The organism is Variovorax guangxiensis, from assembly GCF_003952165.1.
GTDB lineage: Bacteria > Pseudomonadota > Gammaproteobacteria > Burkholderiales > Burkholderiaceae_C > Variovorax > Variovorax guangxiensis.
On the sequence record NZ_RXFT01000019.1, the window covers coordinates 102,748 to 124,461 of the forward strand.

Genomic DNA, 21,714 nt, shown 5'->3' on the forward strand with positions numbered 1-21,714 from the left:
CAGGCGCGCCGTGACACGAAGACAGGGCAAGATCGCGGCGCATGAAATCCCTGCGTGGTCAACTGATCTTTTTCTGGATGCTGCTGTTCGCCATGTGCGCCGCGCTGGCGGTGGTGATGCTCACGCTCTACCGCAGCAGCGCGGGCGTGCAGGTGTCGGCGGCGCGCGCCGCCACCGAGCAGTCCTGCCGGGCGATCGCGGCGCGCTATACCAAGTCGGCCACGCCGTCGTCGTCCTCGCTTGCCCCTGCCCGGCCGCAGGTCGACCTGCTGCAGGTGCTGCTGCAGCTGGTGCTGATCGAGGCGCCGCATGTCGAGGGCGGCGTGTGGCAGGCCGGCGGCGGCCACCTGGCTTATGCCTACCCCACCTATGAAGGCGGCGGCGTCAAGCGCGACGTGCCCGCGGCCGAGCAGCCGCTGATCGCCGAGGTGGCGCAGCTGGCCGCCCGCACGCAGCAACTGCAGACCGACGTGGTGCGCGGCAGCCGCGAGGCGCTGATCGTCGCGGCCTGCCCGCTGGCGGCGCCGGGCAACGACCTCGCAGCCTGGACCATGACCCGCACCACCGGCGGCGCGCTGGCCGCGCAGGACAGCCTGCGCACCGGCCTTGGTGTGCTGCTGTTGCTGGTGCTGGCTTCGGGCCTGTGGCTGGGCTTCATCCTGCTGCGCGGGTTGCGCCACGTGCAGCGCCTGGAAGACCGGCTGGCCCGCAGCGATGCCGACGGCGGCGCCATGCCCGAGCTGCCCCGCACCGGCGTGCGCGAGCTCGACCGCATCGTCGACGGCTTCAATCACTACCGTGTGCGTTTCGAGGAAGCACGCGCGCGCCTTCGCGAAGCCGCCCAGCAGCGCAGCCGCGACCAGCGCCTGGCCGCGCTGGGCCGCATGACCGGGGGCATCGCGCATGAGATCCGCAACCCCATCGCCACCATGCGGCTGAAGGCCGAGAACGCGCTGGCCGCCGCGCCCGGGAAGCAGGGCGACGCGCTGCGCGTGATCGTCGGGCAGATCGACCGGCTCGACGGCCTGGTGCAGAGCCTGCTGGCGCTGGTGCAGCCGGTGACGCTCGCGCCGGTGCAGGTCGACCTGCATCACTGGCTCGAGGAGCGCATCGTGGCCGTGAGCGGCAGGGCCGGCGCGGCGGACGTACGCCTGGTGCTGCAGCACGACGAGCCGCCGCAGGCCGTGTTCGACCCCGTGCATCTGGCGCGCGCTGTCGACAACCTGCTCGACAACGCGGTGCGCCATGCGCCGCGCGGCGGGCAGGTCACGCTCTCGGCCTCGGCGAACGAGGCGCGCGCGCTCTTCATCCGGGTGGACGACGACGGCGGCGGCGTGCCCGAAGCCTTGCAGGCCAGCCTCTTCGAGCCCTTCGCCACGGGCCGCGCCGACGGTACCGGCCTGGGCCTGGCCCTGGCGCGCGAAGTGGCGCTGGCACACGGCGGCGACCTGCGCCATGCGGCGCTCGAACCCGGCACGCGATTCGAACTGGAGCTTCCATGGCGCGCCTCCTGATCGTCGACGACGACGACGCTTTCCGCGACACGCTGGCCGAGACGCTGCAGGGCCTGGGCCACGAGGCGCAGGACGTCGCGAGCGGCGCCGAGGCGCTCGATGCGATGGCGCGCACGCGCTTCGACGCCGTGTTCCTCGACCACCGCATGCCCGACATGGATGGCCTGCAGACGCTGGAGGCGATGCGCGCCCGGCTCGCGCGCGTGCCGCCGGTGATCGTGCTCACCGCCTTCGCGAGCGCGGGCAACACCATCGAGGCGATGCGGCTCGGCGCCTTCGACCACATCACCAAGCCGATCAGCCGCGAGGCCGTGCGCGAGGTGCTCGGGCGGGTGCTGCAACAGCAGCAGCAACAAGGCGTGGCGGCGGCGACCGCCGTGGCGGAAGACGACGACGGCGACCTCGTCGGCCTGAGCCAGGCGATGCGCGAGGTGCAGAAGCGCATCGGCCTCGCATCGGCCAGCCAGGCGCCCGTGCTCGTGCTGGGCGAGACGGGCACCGGCAAGGAAATGGTGGCGCGCGCGCTGCACCGGTATTCGTCGCGCGCGGACAAGCCCTTCGTGGCGGTCAACTGCGCGGCCATTCCGAAGGAGCTGCTCGAAAGCGAGCTCTTCGGACACGTGCGCGGCGCGTTCACGGGTGCGACCGGCGAGCGCGCGGGATGCTTTCGCGCGGCCGACGGCGGCGTGCTGCTGCTCGACGAGATCGGCGACATGGCGCTTTCGGTGCAGGCGAAGATCCTGCGCGTGCTGCAGGAAGGCGAGGTCACGCCGCTGGGCAGCCACAAGCCGGTGAAGGTCGACGTGCGCATCGTCGCAGCCACCCACCGCGACCTGGCTGCGGCGGTCGGCGAGGGACGCTTCCGCGAAGACCTGATGTACCGGCTCGACGTGCTGTCGATACGCCTGCCGCCGCTGCGCGAAAGGCTGGCCGACGTGATCCCGCTGGCCGAGCACTTCCTGCGGCGCGCGGCATTGCCCGATGCGCCCAAGGCGCTCTCCGCGGAGGCCGCGCAGTTGCTGCTGAGCCGGCCCTGGCCAGGCAACGTGCGGGAGCTGCGCAACGTGATGGAGCGCTGCCAGGCGCTGGTGCGGCATCGCGTGATCGGCAGCGCCGACCTGGGCCTGGCGATGGGCGAGGCGCGGCCCGCGCAATCGGCACCGTCCGTCGGGATGCTGCCGGCCGAGTGGCTGGAGGGAGACCTGCCCGGCGCGGTGGAACGGCTCGAACGGCTGCTCATCGAGCACGCGCTCGCGCAGGCGCTGGGCAACCGCACCGAGGCCGCGCGGCGGCTGGGCATTCACCGCCAGCTGCTGTACCGGAAGCTGGCGCAGTACGGCATCGAGCAGTAGACAAGGCGATGAAGCGATAAGGCGTCCCGGGGGTGTCCGCAAAGCGGACGCCTCCTGTCCCCGTACCGGACGACTGCCGCCGTTCGGCACGCGCAAGTCGTTGATTTCAAAGGAAATGCGGGTTGGCACGTTGTGTGAGATGTCCATGGGGCATTCATCCACAAGGAGTCACCATGACACACCGCATCGCGTCCATCGCCACCGCCGTCTGCCTGCTCGCGGGCAGCACCGCTTTCACTCCGGCCTTCGCCCATCTTCCGCCGCCGCCCGTTGCCGTCGCACCGGAGGCGGACACCGTCGCCTCCGGCCGCGTGCAGCAATGGCTGCTCAACCCGAACGGCGAGGCCGACGGCCTGCTGCTGGCCGACGGGACGCAGGTCGCGTTCCCGCCGCACCTTTCGGCCGCGGTGATGCAGGCGCTCAGGCCCGGCGACACCGTGCAGGTCCGTGGCTGGCGCGCGCCGCAGGTGCCGGTGGTGCGCATGCAGTCGCTCAGCGCCAACGGCCGCAGCGTGATCGACGAGCCGCCTGTTCCCGGCATGTTCCCGCCGCGGCGCGCCCACGATCCGGCCGCGCTGAGCGCCATGACGGCGGACGGGCGCATCGAGCGCCTTCTGTACAACGACCTCGGCGACGTGCACGGCGCGCTGCTGGCGGACAGGACCATCGTGCGCTTCCCGCCGCACATCGGCGCCATGTACGGCGCGCAGTTGCAGCCCGGCGCGCAGCTTTACGCGCGCGGCTGGGGCACGCGCGGTGCGCAGGGCACGGCGCTGGAGGCCACGAGCATGGGCCCGACCGCGTCCACGGCGCGCGAAGTGTTCGAGGGCCCGCATCGGGGGCCCGGACGTGGCCCGGTGGCGCCGCGTCCGCCGGTGCCGGCGTTCTGATCGGCGAGCCCCTGCGATGACCGCCCCGTCCTCAGCTCCCTCCCGCCGCAGCCTGCGCTCGCTGGACGCGCTGGCCTTCCTTGCGCCAGACATCCAGGGCGGCGTCGGCCCGTTCCTGATCGTCTTCATGGCCGGCACGCTGGCCTGGGACCCGCAGCGCATCGGCACCGTGATGTTCGTCTCGGCGCTGGTGGGGCTGGCGGTGCAGGCGCCGGCCGGCGCGCTGATCGACAGCGTGCGGCACAAGCCGCGCTGGATCGCGGGGGCCATCGCGCTCATCGCGGTGTGCCTCGTGGTCATGGCGAACTGGCCGGGCTACGGTGTGATCCTGGCGGGCCAGTCGCTCATCGGCGCGGCGGGCACGCTGGTGGCGCCCGCCATCGCGGCCATCAGCCTCGGCATGGTCGGCCGCGCCGGGCTGGATGCCCGCATCGGCCGCAACGCCGCGATCACCGCGGGCGGCACGGTGCTGTGGGCGCTGGGCACGGGCTGGGTGGGCCACGCGTTCGGCCCGCACGCCATGTTCTTCTACGCGGTGGCGATGGCGCTGCCGACCATGGCGGCGGCCATGCTGATCCGCCAGCGCGACGTCGATCCGCTCCTGGCGCGCGGCGCCGACACCGGCCACGAGCCCGATGCCGCGCCGTCCGCGCGCTGGCACGACCGCCGCCTGCTTGTGCTGCTGGCCTGCGCCTTCCTGTTCCACCTGGCCAATGCCGCCATGCTCACGCTCGTGGCGCAGAAGGTCGGCACGCAGGCCGGCACCTCGGCAACGCTGTGGCTGTCGGGCGGCGTGATCGTCACGCAGCTGGTCACCGTTCCGATCGCCCTGGCGGTCGGCCGCTGGGCGCCGCGGCTGGCGCGCAAGCCCATCTTCCTGATCGGCTTCGCGGTGCTGCCGGTGCGAGGGCTGCTCTACCTGCTGGCCGACAGCCCCGCCGCGCTGCTGTCGCTTCAGGTGCTGGACGGCATCGGCGCGGGCATCTTCGGCGTGATGCTGACCTTGATGATCGGCGACATCACGCGCGGCAGCGGCCATTTCAACTTCGCACTGGGCATCGGCGCGGCCTGCGTGGGGCTGGGTGCGGCGCTGAGCAATCTGGCAGCCGGTGCGGTCGCGCACCTGGCCGGCTACGACGCGGCCTTCGTGATGCTGGCGGCCGTCGCGCTGGCCGGGCTCGCTCTCTTTGCCTTCGCGATGCCCGAAACCCGCTATCGTCCGCGTTCGATACCGGACGCGCTTGCCGCCCGCGCACCGACCACTTCCGCTCCATGACCAAAGATTCCGTGTCCGCGCCTTCTTCCGCGACTTCCGATTCCGACGCTTCCTCGCCGCACGAAGGCGGCGGCAACGGCCTGCTGTGGGTGCTGGTCGCCGTCGCAGTGCTGTTCGCCTTCCTGCGCCCGCGCGCGCCGATGGACTGGCTGCGGCTGGTCGACTGGCAGACCGTGGGCGCGCTCGCCGGGCTGCTGGCCATCACGCAGGGCGTGGAGCGCAGCGGCATGCTGCAGGCGGCCGCGCAGCGCCTGCTGGCGCGCACGCACGACCAGCGCAGCCTGGCGATGCTGCTGACGGCCAGCGCGGCCTTTCTCTCGGCGCTGGTCACCAACGACGTGAGCCTGTTCCTGCTGGTGCCGCTGACGCGCGTGCTCGCCACGCAGGCGCACCTGCCGCTGGCTCGGCTGGTGGTGCTGCAGGCGCTGGCGGTGAACGCGGGCTCTGCCCTCACGCCGATCGGCAATCCGCAGAACCTTTATCTGTGGCATCGCTCGGGCGAGGGCTTCGTCGCCTTCATGGGAATGATGGGGCCGACGGTGGCGGTGATGCTGTTCTGGCTCTTCGTCGCGGTGTGGCTGCTGGTGCCGCGCACACCCATCGAGCTCAAGCCCGAGGCCGAGGCCGCGCCGGTGCAGCCGCGCATGCTGGCGCTGTCGGGGGTGTTGTTCGTCGGCTTCGTGGTCGCGCTGGACCGCCACTGGCTGCTGGCCGGGCTGGGCGTGGTGTTCGGCGTGTTTCTGGTGGCGTATCCGCGCGTGCTGCGCGGCATCGACTGGGCGCTGCTGGCGATCATCGCGCTGATGTTCGTGGACCTGCGGCAGCTCGCGGAGCTGCCCGCGGTGGTGGCGCTGCTGGGCCACTGGCCGATCACCGAGGGCTGGCGCGCCTACCTCGCGGCCATCGTGACTTCGCAGTTCATCAGCAACGTGCCGGCGGCCATCCTGCTGGATGGCCACGTGCGCGACCTTCCCGCGCTCGCGGCCGGGGTGAGCGTGGGCGGCTTCGGCTGCGTGCTGGGCTCGCTGGCCAACCTGATCGCGCTGCGGCTGGCGAAGCTGCCGAACGGGCTGCGCGAGTTCCACCGCATCAGCATTCCCTTCCTGCTGGTGTGCGCGGCCTCGGCGCTGCTGCTGCGGCTCGGCTGATCGCCCTTTCAACAACCGATCTCGAAAAGACATTCCATGCCAAGTCATCATGAATCCCACGGCACCCTCGACGTCTGGTCCGTCGAAGGTCGCTTCCAGCAACTGATCTACAGCCCCAGGGGCAGCATCGAGGGCGTGCTGATCGACACCGACGGCGTGCCCACGCAGTTCGTGTTCGACCGCCACGACGAAGACGCCGCGCGCGACTTCGAGAGCCTGAAGGTGGGCCAGGCGCTGGTGATCGAGGGCATCGAAGCAGGCCCCTCGCCCAAGGCGGAGAGCGAACACACGGTTTACCGCTTCGAGCGGCTGGCCTCGGTCGACGGCGAACCGCCCCGGCATGCGCGGGCCGAAGAACGCATCGAAGGCACCGTGGTGCGCTTCAACTACGCGCGCCACGGAGAGGCCAACGGCGTGGTGCTGGACACCGGCGACTTCATCCACATGAAGCCCGACGGCCATGCGAAGCTGGCGCTGAAGGTCGGAGACAGGGTGCGGGCCGAGGGCCGCACGCAGCCGCTGGCGACAGGCCAGGGGCGTGTGGTCGAGGCCGTGCGGGTCAACGCTCGGGCGCTGCGGGACGCCGACGGAAGCTGATGCCGCTTGTGGCATTGCGGGAGCTGCGCGGACAATCCTCGACTGCCCATGCCTGTTTTCGGTTCATCCCTGCCGCCTCGCCATGAACTCGCCCTGCGCGACTACGGCCACTCGCACGGCAGCCATGCGCACGACCATTTCCAGGTGCTGATCGGCCTCGACGGCGTGCTCGATATCGAGGTGGAAGGCCGGGGCGCCGGCATCGCCGCGGGCGAAGCGCAGGTGGTCGCACCGGGCGACCGGCACGATTTCAGTGCGCGCAGGCATGGCGCGGTGTGCCTGGTGCTCGACACCACGCAGCCGGCATGGGCCCGCTGCGCCGAACGCGCGCCACCCGATTCGGCGCAACTGCACGCGTTGGCGCGCTACCTGGCGCAATGCATGAAGCAGCCTCGAGCCTCGGCCCTGGCCTTGCAGCACGGGCCGGCGCTGCTCCTGGAGGCCTGGAGCCCCGCACCGGCATCGTCGTCCGCGTCGCGCCGCCGCATCGACTGGTCCTTGCTCGCCGACTGGGCCCGTGCCCGCTGGCACGAGCCCTTGAGCGTGGCCGACCTGGCCCAGGTCGCCTGCCTGAGCCCCAGCCAGTTCGCGCAGCGCTGCCGCGACGAGCAGGGCATGAGCGCGATGCAATGGCTGCGCTCGCTGCGGTTGGCGCATGCGCGCGAGCTGAGGCTGGGCGGCATGAGCGTGGCGGAGACAGCGCGGCGCACGGGCTACCGCTCGCCTTCCGCCCTTACGGCCGCCTTGCGGCGCTGAGTCCCTTTTCCTGATCGAAAGACCGTCGTTTCTCGACGACGGACCGTCATTGCGCGACGACCGCATCGCGTAGCCTCGCCATCCATGCCATCGACCGCCTACGCACTGATCGCCATCGCCCTGTGGACCACGCTCGCCTCGCTGGGCACGGCCCTGTCGCACCTGCCGCCTTTTCTGCTCACTGGCCTCGCGCTCATCATCGGCAGCGTGCCGAGCTGGCCGCTGGTGCTGCGCGACCGCGCCGCCTGGAAAGTGCCGCCACGCACGCTGGCGCTGGGCATCTACGGGCTCTTCGGCTATCACTTCCTGCTGTTCATCGCGCTGCGCTACGCGCCGCCGGTCGAGGCCAACCTGGTCAATTACCTCTGGCCGCTGCTGATGGTGGTGCTGGCGCCGGTGCTGCTGCCGGGCGTGTCGCTGCGGCCGCTGCACCTGGTGGCGGGGCTGCTGGGTTTCGGCGGCGCGGCGGCGGCGATCCTGGGCGCGGGCGGGGGCGACGCCGCTTCCGCCGCGGGGTACTGGGGCTTCGTGCCGGCGCTGGCCTCGGCCTTCGTCTGGGCGAGCTATTCGCTGTGGACGAAACGCGTGCCGGCCTTCCCGACCTCGGCGATCGGCCTCTTCGGGCTGGTTTCGGGGGCGCTCGCGCTGGCCTGCCATGCGGTGCTGGAGCCCTCGGTGTCGCTGACGGCCCGTGACTGGCTGCTGCTCGCGCTGTGCGGCCTCGGCCCGCTGGGCGCGGCCTTCTTCGTGTGGGACATGGCGCTCAAGCGCGGCGACGCGCGACAGATCGGCATCCTGAGCTACATCACGCCGCTGGGCTCGACGGCGCTGCTGCTGCTGGTGACGGGCCGGCCGCTGACCTGGACCATCGCGCTGGCGGCCTGGCTGATCATCTCGGCGGCGATCATGGGCACGCGGGCACGCTGATCGCGGTGATCACGGTGATGCCTGCGTGCTGAATCAGGCTGTATCCGACGGCGCGCCTTCATCTTTTCTGGCTAGAGTGGAGGCTCAGGAAAAAGGAGCCAACCCACATGGACGACAAGAACAGGGATTTCGAGATCACGCCAAAGCTGGTGTTCGACCTGAACCTGGCGCTGTACCTCGATCTGGTGGCCGCGCTGGAGGGCGCGGGCGCCGTCACCTACCGCCAGATGGCGGCCCGGGTGCTCAACATCAGCATGGATGCGCGCAGCGACGGCGAAGCCGGCCTGTCGACGGTGCTCGAGGGCATCGCCCGGGGCTTCGCGGGCCATGGCGACGGCCTGTCGATCGAGTTGCTCAAGGCCGCGCGCGGCCTGCGCGAGGACGACGCGCTGGGCGACATCCCGATGCGTCCCGACCTGGGCTGAGCCGCGGCGGCCCGCCCCGCGCCTAGTCTTCGGCGACCTGCAGCACCAGCTTGCCGAAGTTCTCGCCCGCGAAGAGCTTATTGAGCGACTCGGGGAAGGTATCGAGGCCCTTCACGACGTCTTCCTTGCTCTTCATGCGCCCATCTTTCAGGTAACCGGCCATCTCGGCGATGGCGATGTGGTACCTGTCGGCGTAGTCGAATACCACGATGCCTTCCATGCGGGCACGATTCACCAGCAGGCTCAGGTAGTTCTTCGGGCCAGCCGAGGGCATGCTGTTGGCGTTGTTGTACTGGCTGATGGCGCCACAGATGATGATGCGGGCCTTGCGCGCGAGCCGCGCCAGCACCATGTCGAGGATCTCGCCGCCGACGTTGTCGAAGTAGATGTCCACGCCCTTCGGGCAGTGCGTCTTCAGGCCCTCGCGCACCGCGGCGGCGCCGGCCTTGTAGTCGATGCAGGCGTCGAAGCCGAGCTCCTTCACCACCCAGTCGCACTTGGCTTGGCCGCCGGCGATGCCGACCACGCGGCAGCCCTTGATCCTGGCCAGCTGGCCCACCGTCTGGCCGACGGCGCCGGCCGCGCCGGAAACCACCACCGTCTCGCCGGGCTTGGGCATGCCCACGTCCATCAGGCCGAAGTAGCCGGTCATGCCGGGCATCCCCAGCACGTTGAGCCACTGGGTGATGGTGCCCACGCGCAGGTCGATCTTCACCAGGCCGTTGCGCTTGATCTGGTCTTCGGGGATGAGGATGTATTCCTGCACCCCCAGCGTGCCGTAGACGGTGTCGCCCACGGCGAACTGCGGATTCTTCGAGGCGATGACGCGGCCGACGCCGCCGGCGCGCATCACTTCGTCGATGCCCACGGGCGGGATGTAGCTCTTGGCGTCGTTGAGCCAGCCGCGCATGGCGGGGTCGAGCGACAGCGACAGCGTCTTGACGAGCACGCCGCCCTCGGCCGGTTCGCCGACGGGCTCGGTGGTGAACTTCCAGTTCTCGCGGGTGGCCGTGCCCTCGGGGCGCTTGGCGAGGCGGACCTGATGGTTGGTGAGTGGGGTGCTCATGGCGTCTGTCTCCTTGACCTTGAATGAGGGGGCGCTGGCGCGCAGGCGCATCGTAGCGGCGCCCCCGGGGCGGGCAGGTAGCGCAGGCGACAGCGCGCCTTTCGGCCCTCGTCTAGGCCAGCCTGACGACGATCCGCAACCCCGGCTGCGCGTTGCGCACCGTGAGCTTGCCGCCGTGCGCCTCGGCGATCAGCCGGCACAGGTACATGCCCAGGCCCACGCCGCCGGTGGCGCGCGCCCGGGCGCCGTCGGTGCGGTAGAAGGGCTCTGTCAGGCGCTCGAGCTGCTCGTCGTCCACGCCGGGGCCGTGGTCGCGCACCTCGATCTCGGCGCCCTGGCTGCTGCCGTCGAGCACCGCGCGCAGCGACACGCAGGGCGGCCGGGGCGCGTCGGCGCTGTAGCGCAGCGCGTTGTCCAGCAGGTTGCGCACCAGCAGGCGGATGCGCATGCGGTCCACCGCGTGCGGCGGCAGGCCCTCGGCCAGGTCGAGATGCACATGCTCCGCTCCAGGCATCTCGGCCACGATCTCGCGGATCAGCGCCGCCAGGTCGACCGGTTCGCGCTGCAGCGCCACGTGCGGGCTGGCGAGGCGCTCGCTTTCGAGCAGGTCGCTGATGAGGTCGCGCATCTCGTTGAGGTCGCGCAGCAGCGCGTCGCGCTCGGCCTGCCCCTCGGGCGTGGTCGGCAGCAGTTCGGCGTTCAGGCGCGCGCGCGTGAGCGGCGAGCGCAGCTCGTGACTCAGCGCCAGCAGCAGCCCGCGCTTGGCGTCGAGCATGGCCTGGATGTCCTCCGCCATGGTGTTGATGCGCTCTGCCAGGTCGCCGAGGTCGTCGTTGCGGCGGATCGGAATGGGCTGCGTGAACTCGCCACGGCCGAAGCGCTGCGCGCCCTCGCGGATGTCGATCAGCGGGCGCAGCAGACGGCTCACGTAGGCGTAGCCCAGCAGCACGCAGGACAGCAGCAGGCCCAGCGTGGCCCAGCCGATGACGCGAGGCGCGAGCTGCCAGAGCTTGGGCGACCAGCCGAAGATCACGCGGTGGCCGTCGGCCGTGGGGCGGATGAACCACTTGTCGCCGCCGAAGACGTCTTCGCGGTCGTGCATCCAGCCGCCGGGGCTGCTGGCGCCGCCGGGGTTGGAGTCCCAGTTGACCTTGGGGCCCACGATGCGGATGGTGATCGGCAGCCGCGCCACCAGCGCCTGCGCGCGCGCCACGTCGGGCGGCGTGCCGATCTCGGCGACCAGGCGGTCGGCGTAATCGGTCAGCATCGGCTTGGCGGCCTCGGCCCAGCCGGTGGAGAACGATTTCTTCATGCCGCCCATGAAGACGGCCGCCATCACCAGCGCGAGCAGCACGAACATCAGCACCAGCCGCACGCGCAGCGAACGGCGCCAGCGGCGCTTGCCCTGCACCTTCTCGTTCCAGCGCGCGTGCCACTTGGCGTGCCAGTCGCCGCGCGTCATCTCGTCGCGGCATTCCTCGCCGCGCCACCGCATCCTGCGGGACTCCCTGCTTCGGCCGAAGTTCATGCAGGTTCGCTGCGGGCGACGGCCAGCGCGTAGCCCGCGTTGCGCAGCGTCTTGATGCAATCCAGCGGCTCGAGCTTCTTGCGCAGGCGGCTCACGACGATGTCGACCGCGCGCGTGTAGAGCTCGGCCTCGTGCCCGCGCAGGCGGTTGAGGATGTCGTCTCGGCTGAACACCTTGCCCGGCTCGGCCGCCAGCAGCGCGAGCAGCTCGAACTCGGTGCCGGTGAGCTCCACGCGCTCGCCGTGGCGCAGCACCTGGCGCCGGTCGAGGTCGATCGACAGGCCGTCGAACACGCGGTACTGCGTGCCGATGGCTGCCGCCTGCGGCGTGCTGCGCTGGCGGCGCAGGATGGTCTGCACGCGCGCCACCAGTTCGCGCGGCTCGAAGGGCTTGGGCACGTAGTCGTCGGCGCCGAGCTCCAGCCCGACCACGCGGTCCATCACTTCGCCGCGGGCGGTGAGCATCACGATGGGAATGTCGCTTTCCTTGCGGATCTCGCGGCACAGCGCGAAGCCGTCCATCTCGGGCAGCATCACGTCGAGGATGGCCGCGTCGTAGGTGCCCGCGCGCAGCCTGGCCAGCCCCTCGCTCGGGCGCACGGCGCTTTCGAGCGTGCAGCCGAAGCGTGCGAAGTAGGTGGTCAGCGGCGCGGCGAGATGCTCGTCGTCGTCGATCAGCAGGATGCGCGGCATGGCGGGATTGTGCCTCCGGACGAGAAAGTGGCGAATGACCTCGCTGACCATCAGACCCGCCGGCATCGCACCGCCCAGGTCAGGCCCGTCACGAGGATGGAAAGCAGCAGCGCGTGGTAGACCACGTCGGGCACCGTGCGCGGGCCGATGCCCGCGATGATGGTGCCGAGGCCGACCAACGTGCCCAGCAGCGCGAAGCCCTGGCCGAAGATGGCCGCGCGGCGCGCATGGTGCGGGCGCAGCCAGGTCTCGACCGAGGCCAGCACCAGCACGGTGGCGATCACCGCCTCGGCGGTGCGTGCCGCCGGGTGCGCGTAGCCGGGCACGATGAACCCGGCATGCACCATCGACGCGATGCCCAGCGTGAGCGCCTCCGTCAGCATCCATGCGCGCGCGGCCGGCGCGTGCACGGCATGCGAAGCCGTGGGGTCGCCGCTCACCATGGATCGGCCTTGCCGATGCGGCCCAGGTGCGTGGCGGCGAAGCCGCTCGCGTACTTGAGCCCGTAGCCCAGCGCGTGGTCCATGCCGATGTGGGCCAGCCAGATCAGGCTGCCGGCCACCGCCCACGGCATGGCCGCAAGCACGCCGAGCGTCAGCAGCAGCACCGGGCCGACGTACGAGTGCGCCGCGTTGTAGAGCGCCGCACCCGTGCGCGGGCCCGCGAGGTAGCCCAGCAGCGAGAGATCGGGCGCGAGCAGCCAGAGCGCGAACACGCCCCAGCCTGTGCCGAACTGCGCGTAGGCGGCGAGCGCCACGCCGAGCACCACCGCGCCTTCGAGGCGCAGCAGCGTGCGCACGCCACCGGTCGCCGATACGGCCCCTTCGGGAGACACCGTGGAACCGGCTTCGCCGGGCCACTGGTGTCGCCCCCGGAGAGGGGGGAGGCGCAGCGACACGAAGTGCGCGAAGCCTGGGGGTGAGCCCGGTTCAGCCACGGTGGCTCCAGCGGCGGCCGCCTCGCTCCATGAAATCGCGCACCTTCTGCTGCTGCGCGGCGTTCAGGCTGTCGAAGAAGTCCGCTGCGGCGGCGATGATCTCGGGGCTGCCGTTGCGCACGGCCGTGGTCTTCTCGTCGATCAGTCGGGCAGCACCGGCCTGGTCGAGCTTGTTGCCCGCGAACAGCGCCTTGAACTGCGAGCGCGGATCGCCAGAGCCGCCCGCGCCGCGCATGGCTTCACGCTGCGCCTGCAGCTTCTCGGCCAGCACGGTGAGCTTCTGCTTCTGGCTCGCGTCGAGTTCGAGCTTGCTGCCCACGCGCTCGACCATCTTCGTGCGGAACTCGGCGCTGTCGCCGCCCCAGCCGTGACGGTAGCTGCTGCAGCCGGCGATGCTGCCCGCGACCATGGCGGCGCCGGCAAAACCGAAGAGAGTGCGTTTGATCCAGTGTTTCATGGCGATTCCTTGTGTTCCTGGTGTTGTGTTGAGGAGGAAGCTCCATGGTGCGGATTGCACCGGGCCAAGTCCTCTCGCTGCGGTTGCGGCGTGTTTCGTTTTATGGCGACAGGCGTGGCGACAAGCCGGCCTGCTTAGAGGCGGCTGCTCTTGGCGTTGGCAGCCGAGGCGCGTGCGTCGACGGGGTTGGGCATGGTCGAGATGACCTGGCTGTTCACGCGCGAACTCGCCGACACGTTCTGGTCAGGCGCGGCGGCAGTGCGCACGGCTTCGGCGACGATGCGCCCGCGTTCGGTCGAGACGGCCATGGTCTCGGCACCGCGCGAGCCGCGCACCACGTTCTGGTCGGGCGCCGATGCGGTGCGCATGGCTTCGGCGTTGACCTCGGCACGGCTCTTGGCCGACACGGCGGGCTGCACGCCCTCGTAGCTTTCGGCCTTCGCGCCGGCTGCGGCGAGCATGGCGAAGGATGCGACGGCGACGATCTGGGTGAAGGAGATGGAGTTCATTTCAGGCCTTTCTTTCAGTGGTTGAAGAGAAGGCCTGATCGTGCTTGCGGGCCCCCCGCAAGTCCTTTCGCCGCAGTTTCGGCGTGTTTCGTTTCTTTTCACTCACCCGCGGGGTGAGTGAAAAGTACGCTCGTGGCGTCAGCCGGTCAGCCCGCCATTGCGGCGGCAGGATCGTCCGAGTCGAGCACGCTCTTTGCCCATGCCTCGAGCTTGCCGGTGTCGGCGCGCAGCACCTCCTGCTTGACCGCGAGGATGCGCGAGGGGTGCATCGAGAAGCTGCGCAGGCCCAGGCCCAGCAGCAGGCGCGTGAAGGCCACGTCGCCCGCCATTTCGCCGCACACGGCCACGCCCTTGCCCTGTCGGCGGCACTCGGCGATGGTGTCGGCCACCAGGCGCAGCACGGCCGGATGCGCCGGGTCGTAGAGGTGCGCCACCGATTCGTCGGCGCGGTCGATCGCCAGCGTGTACTGGATCAGGTCGTTGGTGCCGATCGACAGGAAGTCGAAGTGCTTCAGGAAGATGCGCAGCGTGAGCGCGGCTGCCGGGATCTCGATCATGGCGCCGAGCTTCACGTGGCCGTACACCGCGCCGCGGTTGTCGAGCTCGGCGCGCGCGAAGTCGATCAGCGAGAGCGTCTGCCTGATTTCGCTCGCGTGCGCGAGCATCGGGATGAGCAGATGGATTTCGCCATGCGCCGCCGCGCGCAGGATGGCGCGCAGCTGCGTGAGGAACATCGCCGGATCGGCCAGGCTCCAGCGGATGGCGCGCAGGCCCAGCGCCGGGTTCAGGTGCTCCTGCTTGTTGGCCGACTTGCTGTCCAGCGGCTTGTCGGCGCCCACGTCGATGGTGCGGATGGTGACCGGCATGCCCTGCATGCCCTCGACCGCGCGCCTGTAGGCCTGGTACTGCTCCTCCTCGTCGGGCAGCCGGGTCTGGGGCGAGCCCGTGTCGCGGCCCATGAAGAGGAATTCGCTGCGGAAGAGGCCCACGCCCACCGCGCCGGCCTTGACCGCGCCCACGGTGTCTTCCGGCATCTCGATGTTGGCCAGCAGCTCCACGCGCTGGCCGTCGAGCGTGACGGCGGGCTTGTGGCGCAGCCGCGCGAGCCGGCCGCGCTCGAGGTCGCCCTGGCGCTGCTTGAAGCCGTACTCGGCCAGGATGATCGGCGACGGATCGACGATCACCACGCCGGCGTCGCCGTCGATGATGACCCAGTCGTCCTGCCGCACCAGCTGGCTCGCGGTGCGCGCGCCGACCACGGCCGGGATGTCCATGCTGCGCGCCACGATGGCGGTGTGCGAGGTGCGCCCGCCCACGTCGGTGACGAAACCGGCGAACACGCTCTTCTTGAACTGCAGCATGTCGGCCGGCGAAAGATCGTGCGCGATCAGCACCAGCGGCACGTCGATGCCGTCGCCCGCGGTGGGGTCGTCGTGCTCATCGCTGTCGTCCACCGGCGCGGTGGCGCGCTTGCGTCGCGGCGGGCTCGGCGCCAGCACGGCGGCCGTGCCCTTCATGCGGTGTAGCAGGCGCTCGACCACCTGCTCGAGGTCGGCCTTGCGCTCGCGCAGGTACGGGTCCTCCATCTCGTCGAACTGGCGCGCGATGATCTCCAGCTGCGTGGTCAGCGCCCACTCGGCGTTGTACAGGCGCTCGCTGATCCAGTGCTTGACGCCGCCGCTCAGGGCTTCGTCCTGCAGCAGCATCTGGTGCACCTCCAGCAGCGCCGCAAGCTCGTGCGGCGCGTCGTTCGGGCCCATCTGCGCGACGTTGGCCTGCAGCTTGGCCAGCTCGTCGGCCACCGCGTTGCGCGCGGTGCGCACGCGGTCGATCTCGGTCTCGATCTCTTCGGGCTTGATGAAGTAGTGGGCGACGTCGATGCGGCTCGACACCACCAGCACGGCGCGCCCGATGGCAATGCCACGGGCGACGGGGAGGCCGTGGACTGCAAAAGTCATGACCTAGGCCTCGTGGCCTGCGCGGGCGCGCAGCGCACGCGAATTCGCGGGATGCCGTCGAACCGGCTTCGCCGGGCGGCCGGCATCGCGCCCGGCGAGGGGGTTGGCGTTTACACGAAGTGAAAGAGCCGGGGGGTGGACCATTTCATTCGCCTTCGCCGAACTTGTCGTCCATCAATTGGACGATGGCGTTCATCGCTTCTTCTTCCTGCGGCCCGTTGGTTTCGAGCTCGACGGTGGAGCCCAGGCCGGCAGCCAGCATCATCACGCCCATGATGCTCTTCGCGTTGATGCGGCGGTCGCCGCGGGAGAGCCACACCTCGCAGGGAAAGCTGCCTGCGAGCTTGGTCAGCTTGGCCGATGCGCGTGCATGCAGGCCCAGCTTATTGCTGATGGTCACGGATTTCTTGATCACTGTGCTTTCTTTTCGCCTGGTTCTGGGGAGCCGCCACCGCCACCTGCATCACGCCCGCGGTGCCGCCCGCGAGGGCGCGCTGCACCAGCGTCTCCAGGGGTTCGTGCCGGTAGGTGACGGCACGCAGCAGCATTGGAAGATTGACCCCCGCCACCAGCCGCGACCGGACGCCGTCCACCAGCTTCTGCGCCACGTTGCAGGGCGTGGCGCCGAACACGTCGGCCAGCACCAGCACCTGCGAGCGCGGCGCGTGCAGTTGCTGCGCGAGGGTGATGCGCGCGGCCGCCAGCGTTTCTTCGGGCGACACATTGGGCAGCACGTCGAGCGCGGCGATGGCCTGTTCGCAGTCGGGAAACACATGCAGCGCGCACTGCCGCATCGCGTGAGCGAACGGAGCGTGGGCGATGATGAGGATGCTGTTCATGCAAAAGGGAGGACGACGCGTCGATTATGCGGGGGCGCCCAGAGGAAGTAGATATGCGACATAACGCGGCAGCCCCGGAAAACGGACAGGACCGTGCGGACGGTCTGGCCACGGCAGCTATCGGAACCATAGCGGGCGAGCCCGCCGCTCATGGAAGCCTGAGGCCCTCGAAGAAGGTCTTCGACGCCTCGGCCGAGGAAGGCTGGCCGAGCACCGTGGCCTGGTAGAGCGCCACCGAACCGTCTTTCTGCGACTGGGCGAACCAGAGCACCTGCAGGGGCGTGGCCGTACCTTTTTGCGGCGGCTGTGTTTCCAGGCGCAGCGGCGCAGGTACTGCCGTTGCGCGCAGCACGCTGGCGGCGGATTCCGTCACCTGCGCCTCGCCAAGTTGCCCGCGCGTGGCGGTGTGCCAGGCGCGCAGCCAGGCTTCGGCCTGCTCGGGGCCGTTCGCGGAGGCATGCGCGATGGCGAATGTCGCGCCGCCGGCTTCGCAGCCCGTCATGTCGACCTGCACCGATTCGGTGCCCAGCGGCAGCGCGCGGGTCGCGCGGTCGGCCTTGCAGGGCAGCATCGCGACCAGGCCGGCCCCGGCGATCGGCACCTCGCGCCAGTTGAAGGCGGGGCGGCAGGCTGCGAGCAGGGCTGCCGCGGCCAGCACTGCGAGCCTGGAGCGGGGAATGGCGGGGGACGGCGACGGCATGGGGCATGCGATTATCGAACCGTGCACGCCGGTCGGGATGTCGCCAGCACGATCGGGCACGCGGAACTAAAATCGCGCCGCCCTTCTCTTGCACCAAGCCATGAAGAAATACCTCGCCGCAGCAGCTGTCGTCGTCGCATTGGCCACCGGCGTGGGCGTGTACCTCGGCTCCGGCGCCACTGCCGCTCCCGCCTCCACCTTCGTGCTGCTGGACGGCTCGCAGAAGAGCACGGCGGACCTGAAGGGCAAGGTCACCCTGGTCAACTTCTGGGCCACCAGCTGCGTGACCTGCGTGGGCGAGATGCCCAAGGTCATCGCCACCTACGACAAGTACAAGGCCCAGGGCTACGACACGCTGGCGGTGGCCATGAGCTACGACCCGCCGAGCTACGTCGTCAATTTCGCCCAGACACGCAAGTTGCCGTTCAAGGTGGCGATCGACAACACCGGCAGCGTGGCGCAGGCCTGGGGCGACGTGAAGCTCACGCCGACCACCTATCTGGTCAACAAGCGCGGCGAGATCGTGAAGCGCTATGTGGGAGAGCCGGACTTCGCCGAACTGCACAAGCTGATCGAAAAACTCCTGGCCGAAGCCTGATCTCTCGCCAGCCCCAACGAAGAAGGCGCCCCGAAAGGGCGCCTTTTGCTTTTGTCCTGTCGCGATCCGCTGCTTACTGCGCGCGGAAGCTGTCGTGGCAGGCCTTGCAGCTCGCGGCGGTCGGGCCGAACTGGGCCTTGAGGGCATCGAGATTGCCGGCCTTGGCGGCGGTCACCAGCTTGCCGGTTTCCTCGAGCAGCTTCTGCTGGCGCTCCTTGAACTTGGCGTCTTCCTTCCAGATGTCGGGCCTGGCCTTGCCGCCCTCGGCACCGGCGGAGAAGCCTGCCCAGGGCAGCTTCGCCATGTCGGCGACCACTTCGGCATTGGCCGCGGCGGCGGCTGCGTCGTAAGGCGCGCGGCCGTTGGCCATGGCGCCGAGGCGGCCGAAGTGCTGGCTCATCACGAACAGCGAGCTCTGGCGGTACTTGATGGCGTCTTCGGGCTTGGCGAACTGGGCGGCCGCGGGAAGGGACATGGCCGCGCAGGCGGCTGCGACGGCCAGGGAGGCGAATCGTTTCATGGGTGATCCTCGTGTGGGGAAAAAACGCCATCGTGCGCGGCGCTGCGGGCGAGTGTAGGGGCGGGCCGTACCGGCCGCATAGCAACAACCCGAAGCGGCCTGGGGCCCGGACTTTGCTAATCTGCGCCTTCCGCAGCATCGCGCTCCTCGCGCCTTCCTCGATGACCGACTCCTCCGTGGCCGCCTTTCGGGCGGCCTCCGGCCCTGTTGCCCGCACCCGGGTCTGGGACCTGCCGACACGACTTTTCCACTGGGCGCTGGCCGTCGCCGTGATCGGAATGATCGTCACCGGCCTGAACGGTGCCATGGAATGGCACTTCCGCATCGGCTACTCGGTCATGGCGCTGCTGCTGTTCAGGCTGCTCTGGGGCTTCGTGGGCGGTCGCTGGTCGCGCTTCGGGGCTTTCGCCTACGGGCCGGGCTCGCTGGCGGCCTACCTGCGCGGCCGGGCGCATCCGGACCACCTGATCGGGCACACGCCGCTGGGCGCGCTGTCGGTGTTCGCGGTGCTGGCCATCCTGGTGCTGCAAGTCGCTACCGGGCTGATGGCGGACGACGAGATCTCGGCCTCGGGGCCGCTCACCCGCTTCGTCTCCGGCGAGATCGTTGGCATGGCCACCGGCTGGCACAAGGCGCAGGGCAAGTGGATCGTGATCGCCCTTGCGAGCCTGCATGTGCTGGCCGTGCTGTTCTACGTGCTCATCAAGCGGCACCGCCTGGTGCGGCCGATGGTGTCGGGCGACAAGCTGGTCCCTTCCGAAAGCGGCCAGGTGGCGCCGAGCCGCGACGACGCGGCCTCGCGCTGGCTGGCGCTGGTGCTGTTCGCGCTGTGCGCGGGCGTGGCCTGGTGGATTTCCTCGTTGCGCGTATGAGCTTCTCTGTTTCACGCCCCCTGCCGCTGTCGGCCATGCCGGCGGTGGTGCTGCTCACCCCCGAAGAGGCCCACGAGATCGAGGCGACACGCACGATCTTCCGTGACTACGCGGCTTCGCTGGGCATCGACCTGGATTTCCAGGATTTCGACGGCGAACTGGCGCAGCTGCCCGGCGAATACGCCGAGCCGCGAGGCACGCTGCTGCTTGCGCTGGTCGATCCGGCGAACGTCAAGGAAGACGCCGGACGCCGGGCTCCGACGCTGCAGCGCGCCGACGGCACGCTGGCCCATGTGGCGGGGTGCTGCGCGCTGCGTCCGCTGGACAACGCGGACTACGCGAACGCGGCGGAAATGAAGCGCCTGTACGTGCGCCCCGGCTTCCGCGGCCTCGGGCTGGGCCGCCAGCTGGCCGAGGCTATCCTCGATGCCGCACGCAGCGCGGGTTACGGCTGCGTGCTGCTGGACACCCTCGACGACATGGAATCGGCCCGGGCGCTCTACGAAGACCTGGGTTTCGTGGAGGTACCGCCCTACTATCACAACCCCGTCGCCGGGGCTCACTACTTGAAAGTAGATCTCTGACCCGCCGGCCTCAGCCGCGGGCCTGGGCAAGCAGCGTGCCGGCGTCGCTCACTTCGAACTTGCCCGGTGCCTCGACGTTCAGCGTCGCGACCTTGCCGTCCTTCACCAGCATCGAGTAGCGGTTGCTGCGCAGGCCCATGCCGCGTCCGGTCAGGTCGAGCGTGAGGCCGGTGGCCTTCGCGAAGTCGGCGCTGCCGTCGGCCAGCATGCGAACCTTGGCGCCGGTCTTCTGGTCGCGCGCCCAGGCGCCCATCACGAAGGCGTCGTTCACGCTGACGCACCAGATCTCGTCCACGCCAGCGGCCTTGAAGTCGTCGAAGTGCTGAACATAGCCCGGCACGTGCTTGGCCGAACAGGTGGGGGTGAAGGCGCCGGGCAGCGCGAACAGCGCGATGGTCTTGCCAGCCGTCGCCTTGGCCACGTCCACGGGGTTCGGGCCGATGCTGCAGCCTTCGCCCTCGACTTCGGAGTATTCCTGCAGGGTGGCCGAGGGAAGGGTGTCGCCGACTTTGATCATTGAATGTGCTCCTGAAAAAGAAAAACGGCCCACATTGTGGGCCGTTTCCGGATCGGATGCCCCTGGGGGCTCCAATGATTGATCAGACCAGAACGGCCTTCTCGACCAGACGGGTCACGACCCAGTTCTTGGTCTTCGAGATCGGACGGCTTTCCGTGATCTCGATGGTGTCGCCCAGCTTGTACTCGCCCTTTTCGTCGTGGGCGTGGTACTTGCTCGTCTTGGCCACGATCTTGCCGTAGAGCTCGTGCTTCACACGACGCTCGACCAGCACCGTCACGGTCTTCGCGCGCTTGTCGCTGACCACCTTGCCGATCAAGGTGCGCTTGAGGGATTTTTTAGCTTCCGTCATGTTCACTCCTTACTTGGCGGCTTGGGCTTCTTGCTGCTTCTGGGCAAGAATGGTCTTGGCGCGCGCGATGTCGCGGCGGGTCACGCGCAGCGTCGAGGTGTTCGACAGCTGTTGCGTGGCCTTCTGCATGCGCAGGCCGAAGTGGGCCTTCTGCAGATCCTTGATTTCGGCTTGCAGGCCTGCGACGTCCTTCGTGCGCAGGGTTGCGGCCTTCGTCACCTTGGCCGGAGCCGCGGTTTCCTTCTTCTTACGTGTTGCCATGGATGTTCTCCTCTCAGGCGCCGAGCTGGCGAGCGACGAACGTCGTGCGCAGCGGCAGCTTGGCGGCAGCCAGGCGGAACGCTTCGCGGGCGAGTTCTTCGGGCACGCCGACGATCTCGAACACGATCTTGCCGGGCTGGATTTCGGCGACGTAGTACTCGGGGTTGCCCTTGCCGTTACCCATCCGCACTTCTGCGGGCTTGGTCGAGATCGGCTTGTCGGGGAACACGCGGATCCAGATACGGCCACCGCGCTTCACATGACGCGAAATCGCGCGGCGAGCGGCTTCGATCTGGCGCGCCGTCAGGCGGCCGCGGTCGGTGCATTTGAGACCGAAGTCACCGAACGCAACCGAGTTACCCGTGGTTGCGATGCCGGTGTTGCGGCCCTTTTGTTCCTTGCGGAACTTTCTGCGTGCAGGTTGCAGCATGTTTTGTTA

The 21,714-nt window shown here is 69.6% G+C and carries 28 protein-coding genes; 12 read left to right on the forward strand and 16 right to left on the reverse strand.

All coding sequences use genetic code 11. The features are described 5' to 3' along the window. Positions 1-41 precede the first annotated feature (41 nt). The 9 genes from EJP67_RS30105 (at position 42) to EJP67_RS30145 (ending at position 8,885) form a co-directional block, all read left to right on the forward strand. Positions 42-1,514 (forward strand): sensor histidine kinase, encoded by a 1,473-nt coding sequence (locus EJP67_RS30105; protein ID WP_126025382.1) that lies wholly within the window; start codon positions 42-44, stop codon positions 1,512-1,514. Beyond that, positions 1,499-2,866 (forward strand): sigma-54-dependent transcriptional regulator, encoded by a 1,368-nt coding sequence (locus tag EJP67_RS30110; RefSeq protein ID WP_126025383.1) that lies wholly within the window; start codon positions 1,499-1,501, stop codon positions 2,864-2,866. The genes EJP67_RS30105 and EJP67_RS30110 overlap by 16 nt, the downstream gene beginning before the upstream one ends. A gap of 173 nt (positions 2,867-3,039) precedes the next feature. Continuing rightward, the gene (locus tag EJP67_RS30115) at positions 3,040-3,756 is read left to right on the forward strand and encodes a hypothetical protein (protein WP_126025384.1); all 717 of its coding nucleotides are present in this window, start codon (positions 3,040-3,042) and stop codon (positions 3,754-3,756) included. 16 nt (positions 3,757-3,772) lie between these two features. Continuing rightward, positions 3,773-5,032, forward strand: a complete 1,260-nt coding sequence (locus tag EJP67_RS30120; RefSeq protein ID WP_126025385.1) for an MFS transporter — start codon at positions 3,773-3,775, stop codon at positions 5,030-5,032. Then, the gene (locus tag EJP67_RS30125) at positions 5,029-6,180 is read left to right on the forward strand and encodes an SLC13 family permease (protein ID WP_221297806.1); all 1,152 of its coding nucleotides are present in this window, start codon (positions 5,029-5,031) and stop codon (positions 6,178-6,180) included. Before EJP67_RS30120 ends, EJP67_RS30125 begins: the two co-directional genes overlap by 4 nt. 36 nt (positions 6,181-6,216) lie before the next feature. Continuing rightward, positions 6,217-6,777 (forward strand): hypothetical protein, encoded by a 561-nt coding sequence (locus EJP67_RS30130; protein ID WP_126025386.1) that lies wholly within the window; start codon positions 6,217-6,219, stop codon positions 6,775-6,777. Positions 6,778-6,825: 48 nt separating this feature from the next. Beyond that, positions 6,826-7,533 carry a helix-turn-helix transcriptional regulator gene (locus tag EJP67_RS30135; protein ID WP_126025387.1) on the forward strand — a complete coding sequence of 236 codons (708 nt, stop codon included), beginning with the start codon at positions 6,826-6,828 and terminating at the stop codon, positions 7,531-7,533. A gap of 84 nt (positions 7,534-7,617) precedes the next feature. After that, positions 7,618-8,460, forward strand: a complete 843-nt coding sequence (locus EJP67_RS30140; RefSeq protein WP_126025388.1) for a DMT family transporter — start codon at positions 7,618-7,620, stop codon at positions 8,458-8,460. Positions 8,461-8,567: 107 nt separating this feature from the next. Next, the gene (locus tag EJP67_RS30145) at positions 8,568-8,885 is read left to right on the forward strand and encodes a hypothetical protein (protein WP_126025389.1); all 318 of its coding nucleotides are present in this window, start codon (positions 8,568-8,570) and stop codon (positions 8,883-8,885) included. A 22-nt stretch (positions 8,886-8,907) separates the two neighbouring features. Here the strand turns inward: EJP67_RS30145 and EJP67_RS30150 are convergent, their stop codons facing one another. The 11 genes from EJP67_RS30150 to EJP67_RS30200 all read right to left on the reverse strand — a co-directional run bounded on the left by EJP67_RS30150 (position 8,908) and on the right by EJP67_RS30200 (position 17,571). Beyond that, positions 8,908-9,951 carry an NADP-dependent oxidoreductase gene (locus tag EJP67_RS30150; protein WP_126025390.1) on the reverse strand — a complete coding sequence of 348 codons (1,044 nt, stop codon included), beginning with the start codon at positions 9,949-9,951 and terminating at the stop codon, positions 8,908-8,910. A gap of 112 nt (positions 9,952-10,063) precedes the next feature. Continuing rightward, positions 10,064-11,446 carry a HAMP domain-containing sensor histidine kinase gene (locus EJP67_RS30155; protein WP_126025391.1) on the reverse strand — a complete coding sequence of 461 codons (1,383 nt, stop codon included), beginning with the start codon at positions 11,444-11,446 and terminating at the stop codon, positions 10,064-10,066. A 29-nt stretch (positions 11,447-11,475) separates the two neighbouring features. Continuing rightward, positions 11,476-12,171, reverse strand: a complete 696-nt coding sequence (locus EJP67_RS30160) for a response regulator transcription factor (RefSeq protein ID WP_165909749.1) — start codon at positions 12,169-12,171, stop codon at positions 11,476-11,478. Between the two features lie 50 nt (positions 12,172-12,221). Continuing rightward, positions 12,222-12,614 carry a hypothetical protein gene (locus tag EJP67_RS30165; RefSeq protein ID WP_126025393.1) on the reverse strand — a complete coding sequence of 131 codons (393 nt, stop codon included), beginning with the start codon at positions 12,612-12,614 and terminating at the stop codon, positions 12,222-12,224. After that, entirely contained in the window at positions 12,608-13,006 is a 399-nt protein-coding gene (locus EJP67_RS30170) for a DUF4260 domain-containing protein (protein ID WP_240650828.1), read from the reverse strand. Before EJP67_RS30170 ends, EJP67_RS30165 begins: the two co-directional genes overlap by 7 nt. A 94-nt stretch (positions 13,007-13,100) precedes the next feature. Continuing rightward, complete coding sequence (locus tag EJP67_RS30175; RefSeq protein ID WP_126025395.1) at positions 13,101-13,565, reverse strand: Spy/CpxP family protein refolding chaperone; 465 nt, start codon at positions 13,563-13,565, stop codon at positions 13,101-13,103. Positions 13,566-13,699: 134 nt separating this feature from the next. Further along, positions 13,700-14,074 (reverse strand): DUF4148 domain-containing protein, encoded by a 375-nt coding sequence (locus EJP67_RS30180; protein ID WP_126025396.1) that lies wholly within the window; start codon positions 14,072-14,074, stop codon positions 13,700-13,702. A gap of 146 nt (positions 14,075-14,220) precedes the next feature. Beyond that, entirely contained in the window at positions 14,221-16,032 is a 1,812-nt protein-coding gene (gene ptsP / locus EJP67_RS30185) for a phosphoenolpyruvate--protein phosphotransferase (protein ID WP_126025397.1), read from the reverse strand. Between the two features lie 145 nt (positions 16,033-16,177). After that, positions 16,178-16,447 carry an HPr family phosphocarrier protein gene (locus tag EJP67_RS30190; RefSeq protein ID WP_057596164.1) on the reverse strand — a complete coding sequence of 90 codons (270 nt, stop codon included), beginning with the start codon at positions 16,445-16,447 and terminating at the stop codon, positions 16,178-16,180. Further along, complete coding sequence (locus EJP67_RS30195) at positions 16,416-16,871, reverse strand: PTS sugar transporter subunit IIA (protein WP_126025398.1); 456 nt, start codon at positions 16,869-16,871, stop codon at positions 16,416-16,418. The genes EJP67_RS30190 and EJP67_RS30195 overlap by 32 nt, the downstream gene beginning before the upstream one ends. 148 nt (positions 16,872-17,019) lie before the next feature. Next, positions 17,020-17,571 carry a hypothetical protein gene (locus EJP67_RS30200; RefSeq protein WP_126025399.1) on the reverse strand — a complete coding sequence of 184 codons (552 nt, stop codon included), beginning with the start codon at positions 17,569-17,571 and terminating at the stop codon, positions 17,020-17,022. A gap of 100 nt (positions 17,572-17,671) precedes the next feature. Between EJP67_RS30200 and EJP67_RS30205 the strand changes: the two genes are divergently transcribed. Then, positions 17,672-18,169 (forward strand): TlpA disulfide reductase family protein, encoded by a 498-nt coding sequence (locus EJP67_RS30205; protein ID WP_126025400.1) that lies wholly within the window; start codon positions 17,672-17,674, stop codon positions 18,167-18,169. Positions 18,170-18,242: 73 nt separating this feature from the next. Here EJP67_RS30205 and EJP67_RS30210 read toward each other — a convergent pair whose 3' ends face one another. Then, the gene (locus tag EJP67_RS30210; protein WP_126025401.1) at positions 18,243-18,689 is read right to left on the reverse strand and encodes a c-type cytochrome; all 447 of its coding nucleotides are present in this window, start codon (positions 18,687-18,689) and stop codon (positions 18,243-18,245) included. 161 nt (positions 18,690-18,850) lie between these two features. Here EJP67_RS30210 and EJP67_RS30215 point away from each other — a divergent pair, with 161 nt between their 5' ends. Together EJP67_RS30215 and EJP67_RS30220 are read left to right on the forward strand one after the other, a co-directional pair. Further along, positions 18,851-19,561, forward strand: a complete 711-nt coding sequence (locus EJP67_RS30215) for a cytochrome b/b6 domain-containing protein (protein WP_126025402.1) — start codon at positions 18,851-18,853, stop codon at positions 19,559-19,561. Beyond that, positions 19,558-20,145 carry a GNAT family N-acetyltransferase gene (locus tag EJP67_RS30220; protein WP_126025403.1) on the forward strand — a complete coding sequence of 196 codons (588 nt, stop codon included), beginning with the start codon at positions 19,558-19,560 and terminating at the stop codon, positions 20,143-20,145. The genes EJP67_RS30215 and EJP67_RS30220 overlap by 4 nt, the downstream gene beginning before the upstream one ends. Before the next feature lie 10 nt (positions 20,146-20,155). Here the strand turns inward: EJP67_RS30220 and EJP67_RS30225 are convergent, their stop codons facing one another. From EJP67_RS30225 to rplP, 4 genes are all read right to left on the reverse strand, one after another. Further along, the gene (locus EJP67_RS30225; protein ID WP_126025404.1) at positions 20,156-20,662 is read right to left on the reverse strand and encodes a peroxiredoxin; all 507 of its coding nucleotides are present in this window, start codon (positions 20,660-20,662) and stop codon (positions 20,156-20,158) included. A gap of 82 nt (positions 20,663-20,744) precedes the next feature. Continuing rightward, positions 20,745-21,014, reverse strand: coding sequence for a 30S ribosomal protein S17 (rpsQ, locus tag EJP67_RS30230; protein WP_015867662.1), 270 nt, complete (start codon positions 21,012-21,014; stop codon positions 20,745-20,747). Positions 21,015-21,023: 9 nt separating this feature from the next. Beyond that, a complete protein-coding gene (gene rpmC, locus EJP67_RS30235; RefSeq protein ID WP_026346743.1) occupies positions 21,024-21,233 on the reverse strand; it encodes a 50S ribosomal protein L29 in 210 nt (69 codons plus the stop codon). Positions 21,234-21,288: 55 nt separating this feature from the next. After that, a complete protein-coding gene (rplP, locus tag EJP67_RS30240; RefSeq protein WP_007838137.1) occupies positions 21,289-21,705 on the reverse strand; it encodes a 50S ribosomal protein L16 in 417 nt (138 codons plus the stop codon). Positions 21,706-21,714 lie beyond the last annotated feature (9 nt).

What these genes read in the sequence shown, in the direction of transcription:
- EJP67_RS30135 (WP_126025387.1), top strand. Translation starts at nt 6,826, where the DNA reads ATGCCTGTTTTCGGTTCATCCCTGCCGCCTCGCCATGAACTCGCCCTG.
- rpsQ (WP_015867662.1), bottom strand. Translation starts at nt 21,014, where the DNA reads ATGACGGAAGCTAAAAAATCCCTCAAGCGCACCTTGATCGGCAAGGTG.
- EJP67_RS30195 (WP_126025398.1), bottom strand. Translation starts at nt 16,871, where the DNA reads ATGAACAGCATCCTCATCATCGCCCACGCTCCGTTCGCTCACGCGATG.
- rplP (WP_007838137.1), bottom strand. Translation starts at nt 21,705, where the DNA reads ATGCTGCAACCTGCACGCAGAAAGTTCCGCAAGGAACAAAAGGGCCGC.
- EJP67_RS30210 (WP_126025401.1), bottom strand. Translation starts at nt 18,689, where the DNA reads ATGAAACGATTCGCCTCCCTGGCCGTCGCAGCCGCCTGCGCGGCCATG.
- EJP67_RS30155 (WP_126025391.1), bottom strand. Translation starts at nt 11,446, where the DNA reads ATGCGGTGGCGCGGCGAGGAATGCCGCGACGAGATGACGCGCGGCGAC.
- EJP67_RS30145 (WP_126025389.1), top strand. Translation starts at nt 8,568, where the DNA reads ATGGACGACAAGAACAGGGATTTCGAGATCACGCCAAAGCTGGTGTTC.
- EJP67_RS30180 (WP_126025396.1), bottom strand. Translation starts at nt 14,074, where the DNA reads ATGAACTCCATCTCCTTCACCCAGATCGTCGCCGTCGCATCCTTCGCC.
- EJP67_RS30200 (WP_126025399.1), bottom strand. Translation starts at nt 17,571, where the DNA reads ATGCCGTCGCCGTCCCCCGCCATTCCCCGCTCCAGGCTCGCAGTGCTG.
- EJP67_RS30165 (WP_126025393.1), bottom strand. Translation starts at nt 12,614, where the DNA reads ATGGTGAGCGGCGACCCCACGGCTTCGCATGCCGTGCACGCGCCGGCC.
- EJP67_RS30140 (WP_126025388.1), top strand. Translation starts at nt 7,618, where the DNA reads ATGCCATCGACCGCCTACGCACTGATCGCCATCGCCCTGTGGACCACG.
- EJP67_RS30205 (WP_126025400.1), top strand. Translation starts at nt 17,672, where the DNA reads ATGAAGAAATACCTCGCCGCAGCAGCTGTCGTCGTCGCATTGGCCACC.
- EJP67_RS30115 (WP_126025384.1), top strand. Translation starts at nt 3,040, where the DNA reads ATGACACACCGCATCGCGTCCATCGCCACCGCCGTCTGCCTGCTCGCG.
- EJP67_RS30225 (WP_126025404.1), bottom strand. Translation starts at nt 20,662, where the DNA reads ATGATCAAAGTCGGCGACACCCTTCCCTCGGCCACCCTGCAGGAATAC.
- EJP67_RS30130 (WP_126025386.1), top strand. Translation starts at nt 6,217, where the DNA reads ATGCCAAGTCATCATGAATCCCACGGCACCCTCGACGTCTGGTCCGTC.
- EJP67_RS30125 (WP_221297806.1), top strand. Translation starts at nt 5,029, where the DNA reads ATGACCAAAGATTCCGTGTCCGCGCCTTCTTCCGCGACTTCCGATTCC.
- EJP67_RS30215 (WP_126025402.1), top strand. Translation starts at nt 18,851, where the DNA reads ATGACCGACTCCTCCGTGGCCGCCTTTCGGGCGGCCTCCGGCCCTGTT.
- ptsP (WP_126025397.1), bottom strand. Translation starts at nt 16,032, where the DNA reads ATGACTTTTGCAGTCCACGGCCTCCCCGTCGCCCGTGGCATTGCCATC.
- EJP67_RS30220 (WP_126025403.1), top strand. Translation starts at nt 19,558, where the DNA reads ATGAGCTTCTCTGTTTCACGCCCCCTGCCGCTGTCGGCCATGCCGGCG.
- EJP67_RS30150 (WP_126025390.1), bottom strand. Translation starts at nt 9,951, where the DNA reads ATGAGCACCCCACTCACCAACCATCAGGTCCGCCTCGCCAAGCGCCCC.
- EJP67_RS30105 (WP_126025382.1), top strand. Translation starts at nt 42, where the DNA reads ATGAAATCCCTGCGTGGTCAACTGATCTTTTTCTGGATGCTGCTGTTC.
- EJP67_RS30110 (WP_126025383.1), top strand. Translation starts at nt 1,499, where the DNA reads ATGGCGCGCCTCCTGATCGTCGACGACGACGACGCTTTCCGCGACACG.
- EJP67_RS30120 (WP_126025385.1), top strand. Translation starts at nt 3,773, where the DNA reads ATGACCGCCCCGTCCTCAGCTCCCTCCCGCCGCAGCCTGCGCTCGCTG.
- EJP67_RS30160 (WP_165909749.1), bottom strand. Translation starts at nt 12,171, where the DNA reads ATGCCGCGCATCCTGCTGATCGACGACGACGAGCATCTCGCCGCGCCG.
- EJP67_RS30175 (WP_126025395.1), bottom strand. Translation starts at nt 13,565, where the DNA reads ATGAAACACTGGATCAAACGCACTCTCTTCGGTTTTGCCGGCGCCGCC.